Genomic DNA, 20,031 nt, shown 5'->3' with positions numbered 1-20,031 from the left:
GCGCACTGCGCACGCGCGCGGCTAGCGGCGCGGACGCTCCAGCGTCAGGAGCAGTCCCTCGACGGCGCCGGGGCCTATGCGGCCCTTGACGTCGGCGGCAGTGATCGCCTTGAGCGCCCACCCGTCCTCGGCGTGCTTGTTCAGGACCTTCTCCAGCTTGTCGCTGTCCAGCGCGTCGCCGATCAGGGACTCCCGGAAGGTGACGACCTTGTACTCGTATGTATAGGGGTTACTCATGGCTGCGGAGCTCTCCTGCGCGTCGGTTGGCGTGGCCGGGGCCCACCCAATCATTGTTTGGTGCCGTCGCACAGGGGAGAACCCGTCCTGCGCGGATACCTTTGTTGAAGATTCATGTGGAGGGGGACTCATGGAAAGACACAGACCAGCGGCCACATAGGCGACACCGGAGACACCTCCGGCAGGGCAGCGGCCGACGACTTCGCTCAGCTGCGGGACCGCGCGTTCGGCTACCTCGACGATTGCGGGCACACCTACCTCGACCACACGGGCGCCGGACTGCCCCCACGCTCGCTCGACACCGGGAGCGCGCGGCGTATCACCGGCGGGTCATTCGGCAATCCGCACTCCGAGAGCCGAGCCTCGCGCGTCTGCGGACTCCTGCTCGGCCGAGGCCCGCCAAGCGGTCCTGCGGCACTTCAACGCCGATCCCGCCGAGTACGCCGTGATCTTCACCCCCAACGCGACGGGCGCCCTGCGCCTGGTCGGCGAGGCGTACCCGTTCGCACGCGGCAGTCGACCGGTGATGCCGCTGGACAACCACAACTCGGTCAACGGGCTGCGGGAGTACGCGCGGGCGCGGGGAGCCGCGACGGCGTACATACCGGTGAGCGGGCCCGGCCTGCAACTCGACGAGAGTGGTCCCGACGGGGCCACGCCAGGAACATTTCAATTACCGGGAGAGGAAGTGGACAGGCGGCCCATCCGCTTGGCGTTTGTTTCTGTCGGCGACAAGGCCCTGGTCGCCCCTGCTGGAGGAGCAGGGATTTGTGTACGACAGCGCGATCGCTTCTGAAGCCCGCCCGGGAGGGCCTTTAGGACCCTTTAGGACACCTTTAGAGCCGCAGTCGTGGCGTGACGGTGGAGGAAGTCGACCTCCGTGCGCAGCACTTCGGCGAAGCCGGCGCCGCCTTCGTACACGTCGTAGTGGCCGCCGGCGCTGCGGAACAGTTCGGCCCCTGGTGCCTTGCGGGCGACTTCGAGGGCGGCCGGGACGGGCGCGATGCTGTCTGCCTCAGGAACGACCAGCAGGAACGGGACACGCACGGAGGCAGCGCGTCGCACGGGACGGCGCCAGGAGAAGCTGAGCAGCGAGCGCGCGGCAACGCGGTCGTTCCATGGTGTCCCGTCCTTCGGAGTCATGAGCTTTTCACCGAACGGTCCGTCCGGCGTAGCTCCGATGGACAGGCCTCCGGGTTCTGCGTGGCCGGGGATGTAGATCGGCTTGCGGCTCAACAGGGCACCGACGCGGTCGAGCAGGGCAAGCCCGAAGAGCCGAATGCCGACCTTGGGGTCGGACATCCTCGCTGCGGCCAGGCCGTCGGTGAGCGGGGCCTGGGCGACCGCCGCGGCCAGTCGCGTGTCGGCCACAGCAAGCTCGAGGACGTGCATGCCGGCGAAGGACGTACCCCAAGCGATGATCTGACGCGGGTCGATGTAGGACTGTTCAACTGCCCAGCCGATGACAGTGCTGTAGTCCTCGCGCTGGCGCGGAACGGAGAGCCATTCGCGCGGCTGACCGCCGGAGCCGCCGAAGTTCCGGTAGTCGAAGGCGATGGCGACAAAACCCTCCTCGCGGAATCGCTCGGCGAACGGCGTCAGCCCTCCCGCCTTTATGGCGCCGATGCCGTGGCCCATCACTACGGCGGGGTGGGGGCCGCTGCCCTCGGGCAGATAGACCCAAGCTTCGATCGCGTCTCCCGACGCCGTCGGGATCTCCACGGTGATGCGCTCAGCAGCGGAGTCGTTGAGAGTCATTGCAGGTCATCGCCTTCCATTCAGCCATGTCCTGCCGATGCGACAAGGCTTCAGCAGGCTTCTGGTCAATCAGGTCAGTGGGGCTCACTTACTGCTCTGCGGCAGCTGTCAGGAGAGTTGGTCGAGCAGTTCCTGACGGTGTGCGGTGGCCCACGAGCCGAGGTGGATGGGCTCTCGGCCGAGTAGCTCCTGGACCGTGCTGGTGGTGACCGCGGAGTAGTCCATGCGGCCTTCGTAGGTCTGTCGCGCCCAGATCAGCGTGCTGGCCGCGTACGCGGCGTCCATGTCGGCCGGCGCGACGTCCAGCCCCGCGTCGATCATGTGCTGCAGATCGTCCGGGGTCAGGACCAGCGCGGGGATCTCCCGCCCGAGGGCGGCGGTGAGGACCTCGGCCACCTCGGCGCCGTTGAAGAGATCGGCGGACAGGTAGTAGTCCTTGCCCGCATGCGTGTCGGGGCCTTCGGCCAGGACCTTGGCCACGACCGCTGCGATGTCGTCGCTTGCGATCCAGCCGACCTGCTTGTCGCCCATCGGCCACACCATCTGGCCGTCGCGCAGCCGGTTGATGCCCAGCAGGTTCTCCATGAACACGTGCGGATGCACATTCGCCCAGGCCAGCTCGGAGCCGGCGATGTAGCGCTCCACCAGTTCGTGCCAGGCGAAGTGCGGGTCGGTGGAGCGTTTGTCGCTGAACACGCCCAGGTGCACCAGGAAGCTGACGCCGGCGTCCTCGGCGGCGTCCACCAGGGTCTTGGTCTGGTGGTTCATCGCCGAGGTGTAGCCGGTCATCAGGAATACCCGGTCGATGCCCTCCAGCGCGCCGGGGAAGGTGTCGGGGTCGTCGAGATCGATGCGGACCGCTTCCTTCCCCTCCTTGATCCACTGCTCGACGGTCGCCTTGCTGCGTGAAGCGCGCACCGGGACCGCTTGACCGGGTGTCGCCTCCAGCGCCTTCACGACCGCCGATCCGGTGCGGCCGGTGGCCCCGAGGACCAGCACTCGCGGGGTGTCTGTGTTCCGCATCTGTCTCTCCTTGCCTCATACAAAAGCAATCACTTTCGTATGACTCGATAGTGGTTGCTGTCGTATGCTCTGTCAAGCCGACGCAAGACCGGAGGAGGAACCGTGCGGACCTGGGCCGAGAACGACCCCAAGGCGCGCCTGATGGCGCGCAAGCGCGAGGCGATCATCAACGCTGCCCTCGCGGCCTTCCTCGAAGAGGGGTACGGCGGAAGCTCGGTCAACCGCATCGCCGCGAGCGCAGGTGTGTCCATCACCACCCTGTACCGGCACTTCGACAGCAAGGACGATCTCTTCGTCGCCGTCATCCAGGAGGCCTGCGACACCTCCGCGCAGACCGCAGACCCGCAATGGCTGAACCTGCCGCCCCTGGATGGCCTGACGGAAGCGGGCTGTGAGCTTCTCCAACACATCCTGTCCGAGCAGCAGTTGGCGCTCTTCAGAGTGGTGACCCGGGACGCGCAGCGCTTCCCCGAACTCGGCCGCCGCTACCAGCAGGAGATTCTCGGAGACCGCATAGCCCTGTTCACGCGACACCTGTCCCACTGGCCGGAGGAACTGCGCTCCAAGGTCAGCGACCCGACACGGGCCGCGCACGTCTTCTCCGCCCTCCTCCAGGCGGAGATCGTGGACACCGCCCTGCTCGGCGGACCGGTCCCCGACCCGGCCGCCCTCCGCATCCGCTCCCAGGAAGCCGCGAACGACCTACTTGCCCTCGCCCAGGCCGGACGGCTGTAGGGATCTACGGCTGGCGACGGGGCTGGATCACTTCCGGTCGCCCGGAGACGCGGCCCGGGGCCTGCGTCGACGAACAGGCACAGGTGGAGACCGTCGTAAGGCGTCGCTCAGGCCGGCCAGTGCTCGGCCTGTGGCGGGGTCCATGTTCAGCAGGGTGACTGCGCTCGAACGTGCCGGCGTGTTCGAGGGACTTGCGTCCTTCGCGCACTGGTCGGCGGTCCGACGAGGCGCCGACCGCTGCCGTGCGTCGGCTTGGAGGGCGCGCCGAGGTCCGCAGCGAGCCTTCTCCCGGGGGCGTACCCGTGCTGTGCGAGGAATTCGCCCAGCTCCGCCCGGCCGATGTGGGGTCCGCCTCCGGGTGCCCCGGGGTCGCGGGCCCGTTGTGACTTCTCCCACCTGCTCTTGCCGGGGCGAGGAACGCTTACCTACGTTCGGTCGCATGTCCCCCCATGGCCGCGCCCTTCCTGGCGAACCGGACGAACCCGCTGCAGCGAGCACGCCTGCGGCGGACCGACCTGACGCCCTCCCCTTGGTCGACCTGGCCGTCGACCTGAGCTCACACGAAATGCTCCGGCGCGCTCATGTCCTGGCCGCTCTCGGCTCCGACTGGGACCCCGGCGCAGCACTTCGCGGTGAGGAAGCGGCGTATGAGCTGCTCTATTCCGGCCTCAGCGCGGAGCAGCAGCGTGTGTACGACGAGCTGGTCTCGGCCGGTGTGCTTCCGCGGAGAGGGGGCGGCCATGCTGCCGCTTGACCCGCAGGCCGACGTCGGGCGTCGCGCCTGGGTGGCCTGCCCGAACTGCGACGACCGTCGCGGGTGCGCCACCTGCGAGCAGGGGCGCACCTGCTCCGAGCACTGGCGCTACTTGCTCTCCAACGTAGGCAGCCTGCTCCACCTGCAGTGCCGGTCGTGCACCCACATCTGGACACACGAGACCCATTTCGGTGCCACCCGCTCCCCGTGGGAGCGCATTACCAGCGGCCTGCGACGACGGTGATCATTTACAACGGCTGACTCAGTGAGCCGGGTCGTCGGTGCCGCCGCGGGCGATGGCCGGTGAGGCCGGACGGCGGATCGGCACCTGCTTTCGGATGACCTCACCGTCTGTCGTCGGGGACGGCAGGCCGCCTTGGCCGAGGATCGCGGTCGGCGGCCATCCCTGCCTGCCGTCCGTCCGCCCGGAGGCAGCCGTGCACATCCTGCTCCTAGCCAGCGCGTTCAACAGCCTCACCCAGCGCGCCCACGCCGAGCTGCGCGACCGCGGCCACACCGTGGCGGTGGAACTCGCCCTGCCCGGCAACAGCCTGTTGCCGGAAGCCGTGCGGCGGCATGCACCGCAGCTCATCGTGGCGCCGATGCTGAAGACGGCGATTCCCGAGGAGGTGTGGACAGCGCACACGTGCCTCGTCGTCCATCCGGGGCCCGTGGGCGACCGCGGACCGTCCTCCCTGGACTGGGCGATTCACGAGGGCGTCGACCAGTGGGGCGTCACCGTCCTGCAGGCCGATGGGGAGATGGACGCCGGTGACGTGTGGGCCTCCGTACCGTGCCGGCTCCCTCCTGTGTCCAAGAGCGAGCTGTACCGGGGTGAGATCGCCGACGCCGCGTTCGAGGGCCTCATGCTCGCGGTAGAGCGCTTCGCCGGGGGAACTCACGTACCGCGCAGGCAGGGCGCGGCATGCACAGCGGGCGCCCGCCTGCGCCCGCGTCCGTACCTCGACCAGAGCGTCCGGCGGATCGATTGGGCCGGGGATTCCACACAGGACGTCCTGCGCAAGCTGAGAGCGGCGGACTCGCAGCCCGGTGTGCTGGACGTGCTGCTCGGTGGTGAGTGGTATCTGCACGGCGGTCATCCCGAGAGCGTGTTGCGCGGCCGCCCGGGCGAGCTGCTGGCCACCCGGGCCGGGGCGGTCTGCCGGGCGACCAAGGACGGCGCCGTGTGGATCCCAGAACTGCGGCCCCGGCGCGGGCCCGGGCAGCCGCCCACGTTCAAACTGCCTGCCGTGCGGGCACTGGGCGACCGGCTGCCGCCGCTGCCCGAGCATGCCCTGCCCCTGTTGCCCGAGGTGCGGCACCGTACCTGGACGGACATCCGCTACCGGGAGGACGGGAACGTCGGCTTTCTCTCGTTCTCCTTCCCCGGCGGCGCCATGAGCACGGAGCAGTGCCGACGTCTGCTGGACGCCTACCGGGAAGCGTGCGCGCGGCCCACGTCGGTGCTGGTGCTGGGCGGCGAACGGGACTTCTTCTCCAACGGGATCCACCTCAAGGTCATCGAGGCTGCAGACGACCCCGCTGCCGAGTCCTGGGCGAACATCAACGCCATCGACGATCTGGTCGAGGCGGTCCTGACGACGACGGACCGGCTGGTGGTCTCGGCGGTCGCGGGCAACGCCGCGGCGGGCGGGGTGATGCTCGCCCTGGCGGCCGACGAGGTGTGGTGCCGCTCGGGCGCCGTGCTGAACCCTCACTACCGTCTGATGGGCTTGTACGGCTCGGAGTACTGGACGCATACCCTGCCGCGCAGGGTGGGTCCCGCGACGGCCGAACGGCTCATGTGTGAGGCGCTGCCGGTGAGCTCGGCGAGCGCACTGCGCCTCGGGCTCGTCGACCGGGTGGTCGACTGCGGTCCTGATGAGTTCGCGCGGGAGGTCGGCGCCCTGGCGGCGCGTCTGGCGTCACTTCCGGCGACGGCGTCACGGATCACCGCGAAGAAGACAGAGCTGGACCGACTGGAGAGTGAGACCCCGCTGGCCGGCTTCCGTGAGCAGGAGCTGGCCCGGATGCGGCGGACCTTCGACGACCCGGACGCCCCGTATCACGCTCTGCGTCGTTCCTTCGTCTACAAGAAGCGGCCACCGTGCACCCCGCCGCACCTCGGTTCCGCCACGGTTGCGCAAACCGGTCCGATCCCCTCCGCCGCGGATGTCACCGGAACGGCCCTCGATGGCGTCTCGTCACGGACGAACGGCTGATACGAAGAGGAGCGACGGTCGAAATGCAGGCCTTCATCCCTTACCTCCCCGGGAGGCGGTCCCATGACTGAGGCGACGCCGGGCACGGTCGGCACTGCGGACGCAGGCGGCGCGCCCGCCGACGAGACACCCACGATCCACATTCTCTGGATCAACGCGGGGCTGAGCTGCGACGGCGACTCGGTCGCGTTGACGGCGGCCATGCAGCCCAGCATCGAGGAGATCGTGCTCGGTGTGCTGCCGGGTCTTCCGAAGATTGCCGTCCACTGGCCGCTCATCGACTTCGAGTGCGGCCCGGTCGGCGGTTCGGACACGTTCATCGAGTGGTTCTTCAAGGGGGAGCGGGGCGAGATCGACCCGTTCGTACTGGTCGTCGAGGGTTCCATCCCCAACGAGGCGATCAAGCCCGAGGGCTATTGGTGCGGCTTCGGCGACAACCCGGAGACCGGCCAGCCGATCACCACCAGCGAGTGGATCGACCGGCTCGCCCCGAAGGCACTGGCGGTCGTCGCCATCGGCACCTGCGCCACGTACGGCGGCATCCACGCCATGGCAGGCAACCCGACCGGCGCGATGGGCGTGCCGGACTACCTCGGCTGGGACTGGAAGTCCCACGCCGGCATCCCCATCGTGTGCGTCCCCGGCTGTCCGATCCAGCCCGACAACTTCTCCGAGACGCTCACCTATCTGCTCTACCAGGCGGCCGGCGCCGCCCCGATGATCCCGCTGGACGACAAGCTGCGCCCGACCTGGCTGTTCGGGGCCACCGTGCACGAGGGCTGCGACCGCGCGGGCTACTACGAGCAGGGCGAGTTCGCCCTGTCGTACGACTCGCCGAAGTGCCTGGTCAAGCTCGGCTGCTGGGGTCCGGTCGTCAAGTGCAACGTGCCCAAGCGCGGCTGGATGAACGGGATCGGCGGCTGCCCCAACGTCGGCGGCATCTGCATCGCCTGCACCATGCCCGGGTTCCCCGACAAGTTCATGCCGTTCATGGACGAGCCCCCCGGCGCCAAGGTGTCGAGCGGCGCCAGCGGAGCCTACGGCGCCGTGGTCCGCAAGCTGCGGTCGATCACGGCCAAGACGGTGGACAAGGAGCCCAAGTGGCGCCGCACCGGAGACAAGATCACCACCGGATACCGACCCCCGTGGTGAGCATCCGCCGCAAGTAATCGGCTCCCTGCTTCGTGCACTCCCCCCACACGAACCTCCCGCGCAACGAAGGGCACGGCACACAGATGGCACCGAAGGCGAAGGCGGCCGGAGATGGCAGCGGCCTGGTGGAGATGGCCTGGGACCCGATCACACGGATCGTGGGCAGCCTGGGCATCCACACGAAGATCGACTTCAAGCAGAAGCGGGTCGCGGAGTGCTACAGCACGTCGTCGGTCTTCCGCGGCTACAGCGTCTTCATGCGCGGCAAGGACCCCCGCGACGCCCACTTCATCACCAGCCGCATCTGCGGCATCTGCGGGGACAACCACGCCACCTGCTCGGTGTACACGCAGAACATGGCGTACGGCGTGAAGCCCCCGCACCTCGGCGAGTGGATCATCAACCTCGGCGAGTCCGCGGAGTACATGTTCGACCACAACATCTTCCAGGAGAACCTGGTCGGGGTCGACTACTGCGAGAAGATGGTCAAGGAGACCAACCCCGGCGTCCTCGAACTCGCCGAGCGCACCGAGGCCCCGCACGCCGCGGAGCACGGTTACCGCACGATCGCCGACATCATGCGCTCGCTCAACCCCCTGGAGGGCGAGTTCTACCGCGAGGCCCTGCAGGTCAGCCGCTACACGCGGGAGATGTTCTGCCTGATGGAGGGCCGCCATGTGCACCCCTCCACGCTCTACCCGGGCGGCGTCGGAACCATCGCCTCCGTGCAGCTCTTCACGGACTACCTCAGCCGGCTGATGCGCTACGTCGAGTTCATGAAGCGCGTCGTGCCCCTGCACGACGACCTGTTCGACTTCTTCTACGAGGCGCTGCCCGGGTACGAGGAAGTGGGCCGCCGGCGTGTCCTGCTCGGCTGCTGGGGCGCGCTCAACGACCCCGAGTACTGCGACTTCACCTACGCCAACATGACCGACTGGGGCCGGCGCATGTTCGTCACGCCCGGCATCATCGTCGACGGCAAGCTCGTCACCAACGACCTCACCGAGATCAACCTCGGCATCCGCATCCTGCTGGGCAGCTCCTACTACGAGGACTGGCAGGGCCAGGAACAGTTCGTCACCCACGACCCGCTCGGCAACCCGGTGGACCCGCGCCACCCGTGGAACCAGCACACCATCCCCGCCCCGCAGAAGCGCGACTTCGACGACAAGTACAGCTGGGTCATGTCGCCCCGCTGGTTCGACGGCAAGGACCACCTCGCCCTGGACACCGGCGGCGGTCCCATCGCCCGCCTGTGGTCGACCGCCCTGTCCGGACTCGTCGACACCGGGTACGTGAAGGCCACCGGGCACAGCGTGGTCATCAACCTGCCCCGCACGATGACCAGGCCCGAGACCAGCTTCGAGTGGAAGATCCCGAAGTGGAGCAACGCGCTGGAACGCAACCGCGCGCGCACCTACTTCCAGGCCTACACCGCCGCCGTCGCGCTGCACTTCGTGGAGAAGGGCCTGGAGGAGGTCCGGGCCGGACGCACCCAGACCTGGGAGAAGTTCGAGGTCCCGGACGAGAGCATCGGCGTCGGCTTCACCGAGGCGGTCCGAGGCGTCCTCTCCCACCACATGGTGATCCGCGACGGCAAGATCGCCAACTACCACCCGTACCCGCCCACCCCCTGGAACGCCAGCACCAGGGACACCTTCGGCACGCCGGGCCCGTACGAGGACGCCGTGCAGAACACGCCCATCTTCGAGGAGAACACCCCGGAGAACTTCAAGGGCATCGACATCATGCGCGCCGTCCGCAGCTTCGACCCCTGTCTGCCCTGTGGCGTCCACATGTACGTCGGGGGCGGCAAGACGGTGAAGTCGATGCACGTGCCCACCGGCCTGAGCGGACTGGGCGGATGAGCGCGGGGGCTGCGGCAGTGCCGGTGAACGCGGAGCAGACCGGACGCCGTGTCGAGGAGGTGCTGGACCGACTGGCCGCGAGCGGCGACCGGGCCGCCGCCGCGGCGGCAGAGGAACTCGTCCGGTCCCTCATGGACTTCTACGGTGCCGGCCTGGCCCGCATCCTCCACCTGCTGTCCTCCGCTCCCGGCGAACCGTCGGCGGGACTGCTCGGTGATGAACTGGTCGCGAGCCTGCTCGTCCTGCACGACCTGCACCCCGAGGACCGCGACACCCGCATCGCCCGGGCCCTCGACAGCGTCAGTGAACACGCCCTGGACGTCGTGGACTTCGACGAGAAGAGCGGCACCCTGACGCTGCGGGCCCGCGAGGCCGGCGGCTGCGGTTGCGGCTCCGGCGCGGACGCCCGGGAGGCCGCGGAGGCAGCGCTCGCCTGCTTCGCACCGGAGGTCAGGGCCGTCGACGTACAGACCGCACCCGCCGGGCCCGCGCTCCTCCAGATCGGTATCGGTCCGGCACCGACGAGGACCCGATGAGCGCGTCCCCGGCGCCCGCCCGACGTGCGCGCCCCTCTGGTCTGCGGAGATTTCTCACCGAGCGTCCGCCCCGGCCCGAGCGATGTGAGCTGTGCGCGGTGGCCGTGACCGAAGCGGACCACCGCCACCTGGTCGACACCGAAAAACGCGCCCTCGTCTGCGCCTGCGCCCCCTGCGCGCTGCTGATGGAACAGCCTGGTGCCGCCGCGGGCCGCTTCCGCACGGTCCCGGCCCGCTACCTCGCCGACCCCGGACATCGCCTCGACGAGAGCGCGTGGGAGGCGTTGCAGATCCCGGTCGGCGTCGCCTTCCTCTTCCGCAACGCGGCGCTCGACCGGCTGGTCGCCCTCTACCCGAGCCCGGCCGGAGCCACCGAGAGCGAACTCGAACCGGCCACGTGGACGGAGGTCCTCGGCGGCAGCCGCCTTGCCGAACTGCTCGAGCCCGACGTGGAGGCGCTGCTGCTGCACCGCACCGACGGCCGCTGCGAGTGCCACCTCGTACCGATCGACATCTGCTACGAACTCGTGGGCCGCATGCGCCTGTTGTGGCAGGGCTTCGACGGTGGAGCCGAGGCCCGCGCCGCTCTGGACGCGTTCTTCGAGGACGTCTCGCGACGCGCCCGGCCTGTGGCCGAGGCGGTGCGGCCGTGACGGAGTTCTCTTTCGCCTGCACCGGCGTCCGCGCCGACCGGTACGCCGCCGGACCGACCCTCGTCTTCCGGCTGCGCGTCACCGCCGCCGGTAACGCCCGCGTGCACGCCCTCGCGCTGCGCTGCCAGATCCGCATCGAACCCGCCCGCCGGGCCTACGAGCCAGCCGAGGCCGGCGGCCTGGCGGACCTCTTCGGCGAGCGCTCACGCTGGGGCAGCACGCTCCAGCCGGTGCAGTTCGCCCAAGTCCCGCTCATGGTCCCCGGCTTCACCGGAGAGACCGAAGCCGACCTCGTCGTGCCCTGCACCTACGACATGGACGTCGCCGCGACCCGCTACCTCACCGCCCTCACCGGCGGCGAGGTTCCGCTGCTGATGCTCTTCTCCGGTACGGCGTTCACCGGAGCCGGCGGTTTCCAGGTCGAGCCGGTTCCGTGGGACCGGGAGGCGGCCTTCCGGATGCCGGTCGCCACCTGGCGGGAGATGGTCGAGCAGCACTTCCCCGGGTGCGGCTGGATCCGGCTGCCCCGCGACACCATGGACGCCCTCCTCGCCTACCGCTCCCGGCGCGCGTTGCCCTCCTGGGAAGCGGCCCTCAAGGCCCTGCTCGACGAGAGCGGCGCCGCGGACCCGCCCCGGAGCGACCCGCTGCGCGCGCTCACCGGCACCACCGGAAGGACGGATCCGTGACCGTGACCGCGTTCGCCTCCGAGACGGAGGAGCGGTTCGCCCTCGCCCGGCAGGTGGCCGACGCCGTCCTCTTCGAGGGCTATGTGCTCTACCCGTACCGCGCCTCGGCGGCCAAGAACCGGCTGCGCTGGCAGTTCGGGGTGCTCGTGCCGCCCGGCTGGGGCACCGAGTGCGAGGAGCACGACTTCCAGCACACCGAATGCCTGATGGAACCGAAGGCGGGCGCGACCCTCTCGGTCGAGGTGCGCTTTCTGCACGCCCGACGGCGCACAGTGCAGCGCGCCCGCCCGGACGGCGGCTTCGACACGGTTGCCGAACTCCGCCTCGACGACCGGGTGCTGGTGCCCTGGGACGAGGGGGGCGAGGAGCGTGTCGAGGTGGTCGCGTCGGTGGACGAGCTCCTCGGCGACGGCGTCACGCATCCCTTCCGACGCCCCGCCCGGGAGGACACCGCACCGGTCCTGGACGCGGCCGGCCGAACCGTCGGCCGACTGGTCCGGCGGTGCGAGGAGATCAGCGGGACGGTCCGGCTGTTCGCCCGCGAACTCGACGGTCCCTACCGGGCCATGCGGTTGACCGCCGTCGTGGAGAACACCAGCGACTGGACACCGCCCGAGGGCCGCGGAGCCGACCGGGACGCGGCGCTGCCGCACTCCCTGGTGGCCACCCACCTCCTCGTGGCCCTCAGCGCCGGATCGTTCCTGTCGATGACCGATCCCCCCGAGTGGGCGAAGGGCGCGGTCGCGACCTGCCGCAACCTGCACACCTGGCCCGTACTCGCCGGCGAACCCGGCTGCGCCGACCTCGTGCTGTCCTCGCCGATCATCCTGGAGGACCATCCGGCCATCGCACCGGAGAGCCCCGGCGCGCTCTACGACGCCACCGAGATCGACGAGATCCTCGCGCTGCGCACCGCGGCCCTCACCGACGAGGAGAAACGCGAGGCCCGGGGCACCGACGAGCGGGCGGCCGCCGTGATCGAGCTGGCGGACTCGATGCCGGCCGAGGTTCTGGAGCGTCTGCACGGGGCGGTGCGGAGTCTGCGTGAGGTGACCGGCCCGGGCCCCGCCGCCTCGGACGGCGGCTTCCCCGACGAGTACGGGGTGCAGCGGCCGGACACCCCCTGGTGGGACCCCGCGAGTGAGGCGGGCTTCGACCCGGCGCAGGACCGGGTGGTCGTGGACGGCCGGTCCGTGGGCAAGGGCAGCCGCGTCGAGTTGCGCCCGGGCCTGCGGCGCACCGACGCGCAGGACATCTTCCTGCGGGGCCGCACCGCGAAGGTCGAGGCGGTGCTGCACGACGTCGACGGCGGGGTGCACCTGGCGGTCACGGTCGAGGGTGACCCGGGCGCCGACATCCGCCGAGAGCAGGGACGGTTCCTGTACTTCCAGCCCGACGAGGTCACACCGCTGGAGGACGACGTATGAACCTTCCCCCACAGGCAGGTCCTAGGACTCTCGTGGCGGGCATCGGCAACATCTTCCTCGGAGACGACGGCTTCGGCGTGGAGACCGCGAGCCGGCTCGCCGAGCGCCACCTGCCCGGACACATCGAGGTCGTGGACATCGGGGTGCGTGGGGTGCACCTCGCCTACCAGCTCCTGGACGGCTACGACACCCTCGTCCTCGTGGACGCCACGGCACGCGGCGAAGCCCCAGGCACGCTGTACGTGATCGAACACGACATCGGCGGCGGGAGCCCTTCGCCCGGCACCCCTGCGCTGGACGGCCACCGGATGACCCCCGACGCCGTCCTGGCGCTGCTGGGCACCCTCTGCGCCGGGACCGGCGCCGAGCCACCACGCCGCGTCCTGGTCGTCGGATGCGAACCGGCCTCGGTGGACGAGGGCATCGGTCTCAGTGCGCCGGTGTCCGACGCCGTACCGGAGGCCGTCAGGCTGATCGAAGAGCTGCTGAGGCACGGGGAGCCGGGAGAGTCCGCGCCGCGGGCCACGGCCGGTGGGATCTCGACATGAGGAGAGACGGGATGAAGAAGATCGTCATCGGCGGAGTGGCCCTCGCCGCCATGGTCGCCCTCGTCGCCGAGGTGCTTCCCGACCTCAGGCGCTACCTGCGGATCCGACGGATGTGAACCGTGGGCGTCACCCGGTGTGCCGTGCGTTGCGTCGAACGGCGTACCTGCCGGCCGGTGACGGCGTGCCGGGCCGTGCGACCCGAGTGTGCGCGCCTCTAATGAAGCCCGGCGGGAGGCAGGCTGCGGAAGGACGGAGACCATGCACGAGATGTCCGTCGCGCTGGCCGTCGTCGACCAGGTGACAGAGGCCGCCACACGGGCCGGAGGCGTCACGGCGGTGCGATCGGTACGGCTCCAGGTGGGCGAACTGGCCGGCGTCGTACCCGATGCGCTCGCCTTCTCCTTCGAACTGGCCTGCGCCGGAACCCTGCTGGAAGGCGCCGAACTGGTCACCGAAGCGGTGCCGGGGCGGGCCCGCTGCACGCCCTGTGCGCACGAATGGGCCGTCGGCATGCCACCCCGGCTGACCTGCCCCGGGTGCGGCGGGGCGCGTACCGACCTGCTCGCGGGCCGGGAACTGCAGATCGTCGACGTGCACTGGGAGGACGGCGGCCCCACGCACGTGCCCACCCGCGAACCGATCTCTGAGGAGCGCTGAACCATGTGTCGTGTCGTCGACCTGCGGCAGGCCGTACTCGCGAAGAACGACGCGAGCGCCCACGAACTGCGCGCTCACCTCGCGGCTCGAGGCACCGCGGTCGTCAACCTGCTGTCCAGTCCGGGCAGCGGCAAGACCGCGCTGCTGGAGCGCGAACTGCTGCGGGCACGGGAGCGGTCCGTTCCCGTCGCGGCGCTGAGCGCCGACCTCGCCACCGAGAACGACGCGGCACGCCTGGCGCGTTCGGGCGTCCCCGTCAAGCAGGTGCTCACCGACGGACTGTGTCATCTGGAGGCGGGGATGCTCGCCGGGCACCTGGACGGGTGGCTGCCCGACGACACGCGGCTGCTGTTCGTGGAGAACGTCGGCAACCTGGTCTGCCCGGCCTCCTACGACCTGGGGGAGACGCTGAGGGTCACCCTCGCCTCCGTGACGGAGGGCGAGGACAAGCCGCTCAAGTACCCCACCGCCTTCGGCCTCGCCCACCTGGTCGTGGTCACCAAGACCGACATCGCCGAGGCCGTCGAGTTCGACGAGGCCGCGTTCCGCGCGAATGTGGAGCAGGTCAACCCCGGAGTCGAGGTGGTCCTGACCTCGGCACGCCGGGGGCAGGGAGTCGGCGCGCTGCTCGACAGGGCGGTGGCAGCCGCGGACGGCGCACCCGTCCACTCGCCGGTCATGGCCCGGCTGCCTCATCACCACGGTCACACCCACGCGCACACGGAGGCCACCGGCACGATGGCCCACACCCACTCGTGAGAGGTCCGCAAGCCCCGGCCGCCGTCGCCGAGGACACTCCGCGACGCCGCCGGGTCACCGTCCGGGGAGTGGTGCAGGGCGTGGGCTTCCGGCCCTACCTGTACGGCCTCGCCACCGAACTCGCCCTGGCCGGACATGTGACCAACACTCCCGAGGGCGTCGTTGTGGAGGTCGAGGGCACCGCCTCGGCCGTGGCCCGGTTCTGCGACCGGATCGCCGCCCAGGCACCCCCGCTGGCCCGCGTGGAGTCCGTCCACCACCGGGAGATGCCTCCCGCCGGCGGCACCGCGTTCACCATCCTCACCTCCCGAACCGACGGACCGGCCCGCACCCTGGTCTCTCCGGACTCCGCCACCTGCGCCGACTGCCTTGCCGAGTTGGCCGACCCGGCCGACCGGCGGTACCGCCACCCGTTCGTCAACTGCACACACTGCGGCCCGCGCTTCACGATCGTCACCGGCGTGCCGTACGACCGGGCCAACACCACCATGGCCGGCTTCGCGATGTGCCCCGACTGCGCCCGGGAGTACGCGGATCCGGCCGACCGCCGATTCCACGCGCAGCCGGTCGCCTGCCCGGCCTGCGGGCCGCGTCTGCGGCTGCTCGTCGCCCAGCAGTCAGGGGCCAGGAGTGTCGATGGGGCGGACCCGGTCACGGAGGCGCGCACACTGCTGACGCGGGGCTCGATCCTCGCCGTGAAGGGTCTGGGCGGCTACCACCTGGCCTGCGATGCCACGAACCAGGCGGCGGTCGCCCTCCTGCGCCGCCGGAAGGCGCGCGGGGACAAGCCGTTCGCCGTCATGGCCAGGACCGCGGACGACGTCCGTCATCTCGTCCGGCTGAGCCCCGAGGAGCGGGGCCTGCTCGAAGGCCGGGCCCGGCCGGTCGTACTCGTGAGACGGCGTCCGCACCCGTCTTACGCAGCCGGGGACCCGCTGCCCGCCGAGGCCGTCGCGCCCGGCAGCCCCGACCTCGGCGTGATGCTGCCGTACACGCCCCTGCACCATCTGCTGCTCGGCCTGCCCGGCGACGCGGACGGCCCCCGGCTGCTCGTCATGACCAGCGGCAACGCGTCCGGTGAGCCGATCGTCACCGACGACACCGAGGCGCTGGAGCGGCTCGCGCACCTGGCCGACGCCTGGCTCACGCACGACCGGCCGATCCACGTCCCGTGCGACGACTCCGTGGTCCGCGTCTGCGACGGGGAGCCGCTGGTGATCCGCCGCTCCCGTGGCTACGCCCCGTTGCCGGTATCCCTCCCGCTGCCCGTGCGGCCGGCCCTCGCCGTCGGCGGAGACCTGAAGAACGCCTTCTGTCTGGGGGCGGGCCGTCGCGCCTGGCTGTCGGCGCACATCGGCGACATGGACGACATCGGTACGCAGCGGGCCTTCGAGCGCGCGGCGGCGCAGTTGGAGTCCATCACGGGGGTGCGGCCCGAGACCCTGGTGTCCGACCGGCATCCCGGCTACCGCTCCGTCCGGTGGGCCGACCGGAACGCGGCGTGCCGGCCCGTCGTGCGCGTCCAGCACCATCACGCGCACGTCGCCGCCGCGATGGCCGAGCACGGGCTGGACGGCACCCGGGCGGTGATCGGCGTCGCTTTCGACGGTACGGGCCACGGCGACGACGGCGCCGTGTGGGGCGGGGAGTTCCTGCTCGCCGACTATGACCGCTTCACCCGGTTCGGGCACCTCGCGTACGTCCCGCTGCCCGGTGGCGACGCCGCGGTGCGCCGGCCGTACCGCATGGCGCTGGCCCATCTGCGGGCGGCCGGGATCGGCTGGTCCGACGACCTCGCCTGTACGGCTGCCTGCCCGCCCGACGAACTCCGCCTACTGGAACGGCAGTTGGAGCGCGGCCTGAACTGCGTCCCCACGTCCAGCATGGGCCGGCTCTTCGACGCCGTGTCCTCCCTCGCCGGGGTGTGCCACCGAGCCGGATACGAGGCACAGGCCGCCGTCGAGCTGGAGGGCGCCGCTCTGCACGCACCCGCCGAGGACACCACCGCGTACGCCTTCGCCCTGCACGCGGCGCAGGAGAACGGAGGCGGCGCCGTACGGGCCGATCCGGCACCCGTGCTCGCGGCGATCGTCGGAGACCTGCGCGCGGGCGTCGAGCCGGCCCTCGTCGCGGCTCGCTTCCACCGGAGCGTGACCGGTCTGGTGCACCGGTTCTGCGCGCGGGCGCGAGAGCGGCACGGGCTGGACACGGTCGCCCTGACGGGAGGCGTGTTCGCCAACACGCTGCTCTCCTCGGCCTGTGCCGCAACTCTGCGCGAGGACGGCTTCACGGTCCTGCGGCACCACCTGGTGCCGCCCAACGACGGCGGCCTGGCGCTGGGCCAGCTGATGGTGGCCGCCCGGGCCACTCCCACCGACTGAGCAACGCGCGACCCACAGCGAGGAGAGGCTCATGTGCCTGGCGGTACCCGGCAGAGTGCTGGACATCGAGGAACGGGACGGCACCCGGATGGCCACCGTCGACTTCGGCGGCGTGGTCAAGGAGGTGTGCCTGGAGTATCTGCCCGACCTCGAGGTCGGCGAGTACGCCATCGTCCACGTCGGGTTCGCCCTGCAACGGCTGGACGAGGAGTCGGCGCGGCAGACGCTCGAACTCTTCGCCGAACTCGGCATGTTGCAGGAGGAGTTCGGCGACCCCTGGGAGACGGCGGCGGCGGAGGCGGGCGTGGACCCGGTGGAAGAGGTGCGCAAGTAGTGAAGTACATCGACGAGTTCCAGGACCCGGAGCTGGCGCGTTGGCTCCTCGACGACATCCACGCCACGGTGACCAGGCCGTGGGCCCTGATGGAGGTGTGTGGAGGGCAGACGCACAGCATCATTCGCCACGGCATCGACCAACTCCTGCCGGCGGAGGTCGAACTGATCCACGGGCCGGGCTGCCCTGTGTGCGTGACCCCGCTGGAGGTCATCGACAAGGCTCTGGAGATCGCCTCCCGGCCGGAGGTGATCTTCTGCTCCTTCGGCGACATGCTGCGCGTGCCGGGCACCGGACGGGACCTGTTCCAGGTCCGCGCGGAAGGCGGTGACGTGCGCGTCGTCTACTCGCCGCTCGACGCGCTGCGGATCGCGCGGCAGAACCCGGACCGCGAGGTGGTGTTCTTCGGCATCGGCTTCGAGACGACGGCACCCCCCAACGCCATGACGGTCCATCAGGCCCGGAAGCTGCGCATCCCGAACTTCAGCATGCTGGTGTCCCATGTCCGCGTACCGCCGGCCATCGAGGCGATCATGTCGTCGCCGAGCTGCCGTGTGCAGGGCTTCCTCGCGGCCGGGCACGTCTGCAGCGTGATGGGCGTGGAGGAGTACCCGGAACTGGCGGAACGCTTCCGCGTTCCGATCGTCGTGACGGGCTTCGAGCCACTGGACATCCTCGAAGGTGTGCGCCGGGCCGTCCGTCAGCTGGAACGCGGTGAGCACACCGTCGACAACGCCTACGCCCGGGCCGTTCGCCCGGAGGGCAACCCGGCCGCCCGGGCCATGCTGGAGGACGTCTTCGAGGTCACCGACCGTGCCTGGCGCGGCATCGGGGTGATCCCCGACAGTGGCTGGCGGCTGTCGTCGAAGTACCGCGACCACGACGCCGAGTACCGCTTCGCGGTCAGCGGAATTCAGACGGCCGAACCCGCCGAGTGCCGCAGCGGAGAGGTCCTGCAGGGGCTGCTCAAGCCGCACGAGTGCGAGGCCTTCGGCACCCTGTGCACCCCTCGCACCCCCCTGGGAGCCACCATGGTCTCCAGCGAGGGCGCCTGCGCGGCGTACTACCTCTACCGGCGTCTGGACGTGCCCACCACCACGGCCCGGGAGGCGAGCCCCGTTGTCTGACATCACCGATCTCCCCGTCCCCGCCCTGGACCTCGAAGCGTGGACGTGCCCGGCACCGGTACGCGATCTGCCCCGCGTCGTCATGGGCCACGGCGGCGGTGGAGCCCTTTCCGCCGAGCTGGTCCAGCAGATCTTCGCACCCGCCTTCGGGGGCGAGGTGCTCGCCCAGATGGGTGATGCCGCCGTCCTCTCCCTGGGCGGTGCCCGGCTGGCGTTCTCCACCGACTCCTACGTGGTGCGGCCGCTGTTCTTCCCCGGCGGCAGCATCGGTGACCTGGCGGTCAACGGCACCGTCAACGACCTCGCCATGAGCGGCGCCCGCGCCGCTTACCTCTCCTGCGGATTCATCCTGGAGGAAGGCGTCGAGCTGGACGTGGTCAGGCGGGTGTCCGAGGCGCTGGGTGCGGCCGCGCGTACCGCCGGTGTGGAGGTGGCCACCGGGGACACCAAGGTGGTGGAGGCCGGCCACGGTGACGGGATCTTCATCAACACGGCGGGCATCGGTCTCGTTCCGGCGGGCGTCGATCTGCGTCCGCAGCGGGTCGTCCCCGGCGACGTCGTGATCGTCAGCGGCGCCATCGGTGTCCACGGGGTGGCGGTCATGAGCGTGCGCGAGGGCCTGGAATTCGGAGTGGAGATCAAGAGCGACTGCGCGGCGCTGGGTGGCCTGGTCGACGCCATGCTGGCCGTCACCCCGGATCTGCACGTGCTGCGCGATCCCACCCGAGGTGGCCTGGCGGCCGCGCTCAACGAGATCGCGGAGGCCTCCGGCACCGGGGTGGTCATCCGGGAACGCGACGTCCCGGTCCCGCCGGCCGTGGCCAACGCCTGCGCCATTCTCGGACTGGACCCCATGTACATCGCCAACGAGGGCAAGCTGGTGGCCTTCGTCCCGCGCGAGCACGCCGACGCCGTCCTCGAGGCGATGCGAGCCCATCCTCTGGGCGCGGACTCCGTGATCATCGGTGAGGCCGTCGAGGCGCATCCCGGCATGGTCGTGGCACGGACCGGCCTGGGGGGAACGCGGGTGGTCGATCTGCCGATCGGGGAGCAACTGCCGCGGATCTGCTGACAGGGGCGTCGCTCGTCGAGGAGCGGCCGTCCAGGCGCCGATCTGTCCGCGTCGCCGTACTCCCCGCTTGCCCCGCGAAGGCTGTCTCATGATCCATCC

Annotated in this window: 22 protein-coding genes; 19 read left to right on the top strand and 3 right to left on the bottom strand. The window is 70.5% G+C overall.

Annotated elements, in window-relative coordinates; all coding sequences use genetic code 11:
- Positions 1 to 21: 21 nt before the first annotated feature.
- Positions 22 to 237: a DUF4177 domain-containing protein gene (locus ACZ4WS_RS29630; RefSeq protein WP_351133412.1), complete on the bottom strand. Its 216-nt coding sequence runs from the start codon at positions 235 to 237 to the stop codon at positions 22 to 24.
- Positions 238 to 682: 445 nt separating this feature from the next.
- Between ACZ4WS_RS29630 and ACZ4WS_RS29625 the strand changes: the two genes are divergently transcribed.
- Entirely contained in the window at positions 683 to 1,033 is a 351-nt protein-coding gene (locus ACZ4WS_RS29625; protein ID WP_467985181.1) for a hypothetical protein, read from the top strand.
- 29 nt (positions 1,034 to 1,062) lie between these two features.
- Here the strand turns inward: ACZ4WS_RS29625 and ACZ4WS_RS29620 are convergent, their stop codons facing one another.
- Both ACZ4WS_RS29620 and ACZ4WS_RS29615 read right to left on the bottom strand, forming a co-directional pair.
- Positions 1,063 to 1,995, bottom strand: a complete 933-nt coding sequence (locus ACZ4WS_RS29620) for an alpha/beta hydrolase (RefSeq protein WP_467985179.1) — start codon at positions 1,993 to 1,995, stop codon at positions 1,063 to 1,065.
- Between the two features lie 108 nt (positions 1,996 to 2,103).
- Positions 2,104 to 3,018, bottom strand: coding sequence for an NmrA family NAD(P)-binding protein (locus tag ACZ4WS_RS29615; protein ID WP_467985177.1), 915 nt, complete (start codon positions 3,016 to 3,018; stop codon positions 2,104 to 2,106).
- 102 nt (positions 3,019 to 3,120) lie between these two features.
- Here ACZ4WS_RS29615 and ACZ4WS_RS29610 point away from each other — a divergent pair, with 102 nt between their 5' ends.
- The 18 genes from ACZ4WS_RS29610 (at position 3,121) to hypE (ending at position 19,932) form a co-directional block, all read left to right on the top strand.
- Positions 3,121 to 3,753 carry a TetR/AcrR family transcriptional regulator gene (locus ACZ4WS_RS29610; RefSeq protein WP_467985176.1) on the top strand — a complete coding sequence of 211 codons (633 nt, stop codon included), beginning with the start codon at positions 3,121 to 3,123 and terminating at the stop codon, positions 3,751 to 3,753.
- Between the two features lie 439 nt (positions 3,754 to 4,192).
- Positions 4,193 to 4,507 (top strand): DUF6400 family protein, encoded by a 315-nt coding sequence (locus ACZ4WS_RS29605; protein WP_467985174.1) that lies wholly within the window; start codon positions 4,193 to 4,195, stop codon positions 4,505 to 4,507.
- Positions 4,494 to 4,751 carry a hypothetical protein gene (locus ACZ4WS_RS29600; RefSeq protein WP_371573163.1) on the top strand — a complete coding sequence of 86 codons (258 nt, stop codon included), beginning with the start codon at positions 4,494 to 4,496 and terminating at the stop codon, positions 4,749 to 4,751. The genes ACZ4WS_RS29605 and ACZ4WS_RS29600 overlap by 14 nt, the downstream gene beginning before the upstream one ends.
- A 193-nt stretch (positions 4,752 to 4,944) precedes the next feature.
- Complete coding sequence (locus ACZ4WS_RS29595; protein ID WP_467985454.1) at positions 4,945 to 6,729, top strand: enoyl-CoA hydratase-related protein; 1,785 nt, start codon at positions 4,945 to 4,947, stop codon at positions 6,727 to 6,729.
- Positions 6,730 to 6,792: 63 nt separating this feature from the next.
- The gene (locus tag ACZ4WS_RS29590) at positions 6,793 to 7,881 is read left to right on the top strand and encodes an NADH-quinone oxidoreductase subunit B family protein (RefSeq protein ID WP_467985172.1); all 1,089 of its coding nucleotides are present in this window, start codon (positions 6,793 to 6,795) and stop codon (positions 7,879 to 7,881) included.
- A gap of 83 nt (positions 7,882 to 7,964) precedes the next feature.
- Positions 7,965 to 9,749: a nickel-dependent hydrogenase large subunit gene (locus tag ACZ4WS_RS29585; RefSeq protein WP_467985170.1), complete on the top strand. Its 1,785-nt coding sequence runs from the start codon at positions 7,965 to 7,967 to the stop codon at positions 9,747 to 9,749.
- Positions 9,746 to 10,285 carry a hypothetical protein gene (locus ACZ4WS_RS29580; protein ID WP_467985168.1) on the top strand — a complete coding sequence of 180 codons (540 nt, stop codon included), beginning with the start codon at positions 9,746 to 9,748 and terminating at the stop codon, positions 10,283 to 10,285. Before ACZ4WS_RS29585 ends, ACZ4WS_RS29580 begins: the two co-directional genes overlap by 4 nt.
- Positions 10,282 to 10,938, top strand: coding sequence for a DUF5947 family protein (locus ACZ4WS_RS29575; RefSeq protein ID WP_467985166.1), 657 nt, complete (start codon positions 10,282 to 10,284; stop codon positions 10,936 to 10,938). Before ACZ4WS_RS29580 ends, ACZ4WS_RS29575 begins: the two co-directional genes overlap by 4 nt.
- Complete coding sequence (locus ACZ4WS_RS29570) at positions 10,935 to 11,627, top strand: DUF6084 family protein (RefSeq protein ID WP_467985164.1); 693 nt, start codon at positions 10,935 to 10,937, stop codon at positions 11,625 to 11,627. Before ACZ4WS_RS29575 ends, ACZ4WS_RS29570 begins: the two co-directional genes overlap by 4 nt.
- Positions 11,624 to 13,054: a hypothetical protein gene (locus tag ACZ4WS_RS29565; RefSeq protein WP_467985162.1), complete on the top strand. Its 1,431-nt coding sequence runs from the start codon at positions 11,624 to 11,626 to the stop codon at positions 13,052 to 13,054. The genes ACZ4WS_RS29570 and ACZ4WS_RS29565 overlap by 4 nt, the downstream gene beginning before the upstream one ends.
- Complete coding sequence (locus ACZ4WS_RS29560; RefSeq protein ID WP_467985160.1) at positions 13,051 to 13,602, top strand: hydrogenase maturation protease; 552 nt, start codon at positions 13,051 to 13,053, stop codon at positions 13,600 to 13,602. The genes ACZ4WS_RS29565 and ACZ4WS_RS29560 overlap by 4 nt, the downstream gene beginning before the upstream one ends.
- Positions 13,603 to 13,613: 11 nt before the next feature.
- The gene (locus ACZ4WS_RS29555) at positions 13,614 to 13,718 is read left to right on the top strand and encodes a DUF6893 family small protein (RefSeq protein ID WP_467985158.1); all 105 of its coding nucleotides are present in this window, start codon (positions 13,614 to 13,616) and stop codon (positions 13,716 to 13,718) included.
- 142 nt (positions 13,719 to 13,860) lie between these two features.
- Positions 13,861 to 14,259 carry a hydrogenase maturation nickel metallochaperone HypA/HybF gene (locus tag ACZ4WS_RS29550; protein ID WP_467985156.1) on the top strand — a complete coding sequence of 133 codons (399 nt, stop codon included), beginning with the start codon at positions 13,861 to 13,863 and terminating at the stop codon, positions 14,257 to 14,259.
- 3 nt (positions 14,260 to 14,262) lie between these two features.
- Positions 14,263 to 15,018 (top strand): hydrogenase nickel incorporation protein HypB, encoded by a 756-nt coding sequence (gene hypB, locus ACZ4WS_RS29545; RefSeq protein WP_467985154.1) that lies wholly within the window; start codon positions 14,263 to 14,265, stop codon positions 15,016 to 15,018.
- Positions 15,015 to 17,399 (top strand): carbamoyltransferase HypF, encoded by a 2,385-nt coding sequence (gene hypF / locus ACZ4WS_RS29540; RefSeq protein ID WP_467985152.1) that lies wholly within the window; start codon positions 15,015 to 15,017, stop codon positions 17,397 to 17,399. Before hypB ends, hypF begins: the two co-directional genes overlap by 4 nt.
- A gap of 31 nt (positions 17,400 to 17,430) precedes the next feature.
- The gene (locus ACZ4WS_RS29535) at positions 17,431 to 17,733 is read left to right on the top strand and encodes a HypC/HybG/HupF family hydrogenase formation chaperone (protein ID WP_078940167.1); all 303 of its coding nucleotides are present in this window, start codon (positions 17,431 to 17,433) and stop codon (positions 17,731 to 17,733) included.
- On the top strand, positions 17,733 to 18,860 hold the full coding sequence (gene hypD, locus ACZ4WS_RS29530; protein ID WP_467985149.1) for a hydrogenase formation protein HypD: 1,128 nt from the start codon (positions 17,733 to 17,735) through the stop codon (positions 18,858 to 18,860). Before ACZ4WS_RS29535 ends, hypD begins: the two co-directional genes overlap by 1 nt.
- A complete protein-coding gene (hypE, locus tag ACZ4WS_RS29525; protein WP_467985147.1) occupies positions 18,853 to 19,932 on the top strand; it encodes a hydrogenase expression/formation protein HypE in 1,080 nt (359 codons plus the stop codon). The genes hypD and hypE overlap by 8 nt, the downstream gene beginning before the upstream one ends.
- The last annotated feature ends 99 nt before the right edge of the window (positions 19,933 to 20,031 follow it).

The organism is Streptomyces sp. NPDC029292, from assembly GCF_055569295.1.
The sequence above is the reverse complement of the archived record's forward strand: the minus strand, read 5'-3'. Positions and strand labels throughout refer to the sequence as shown.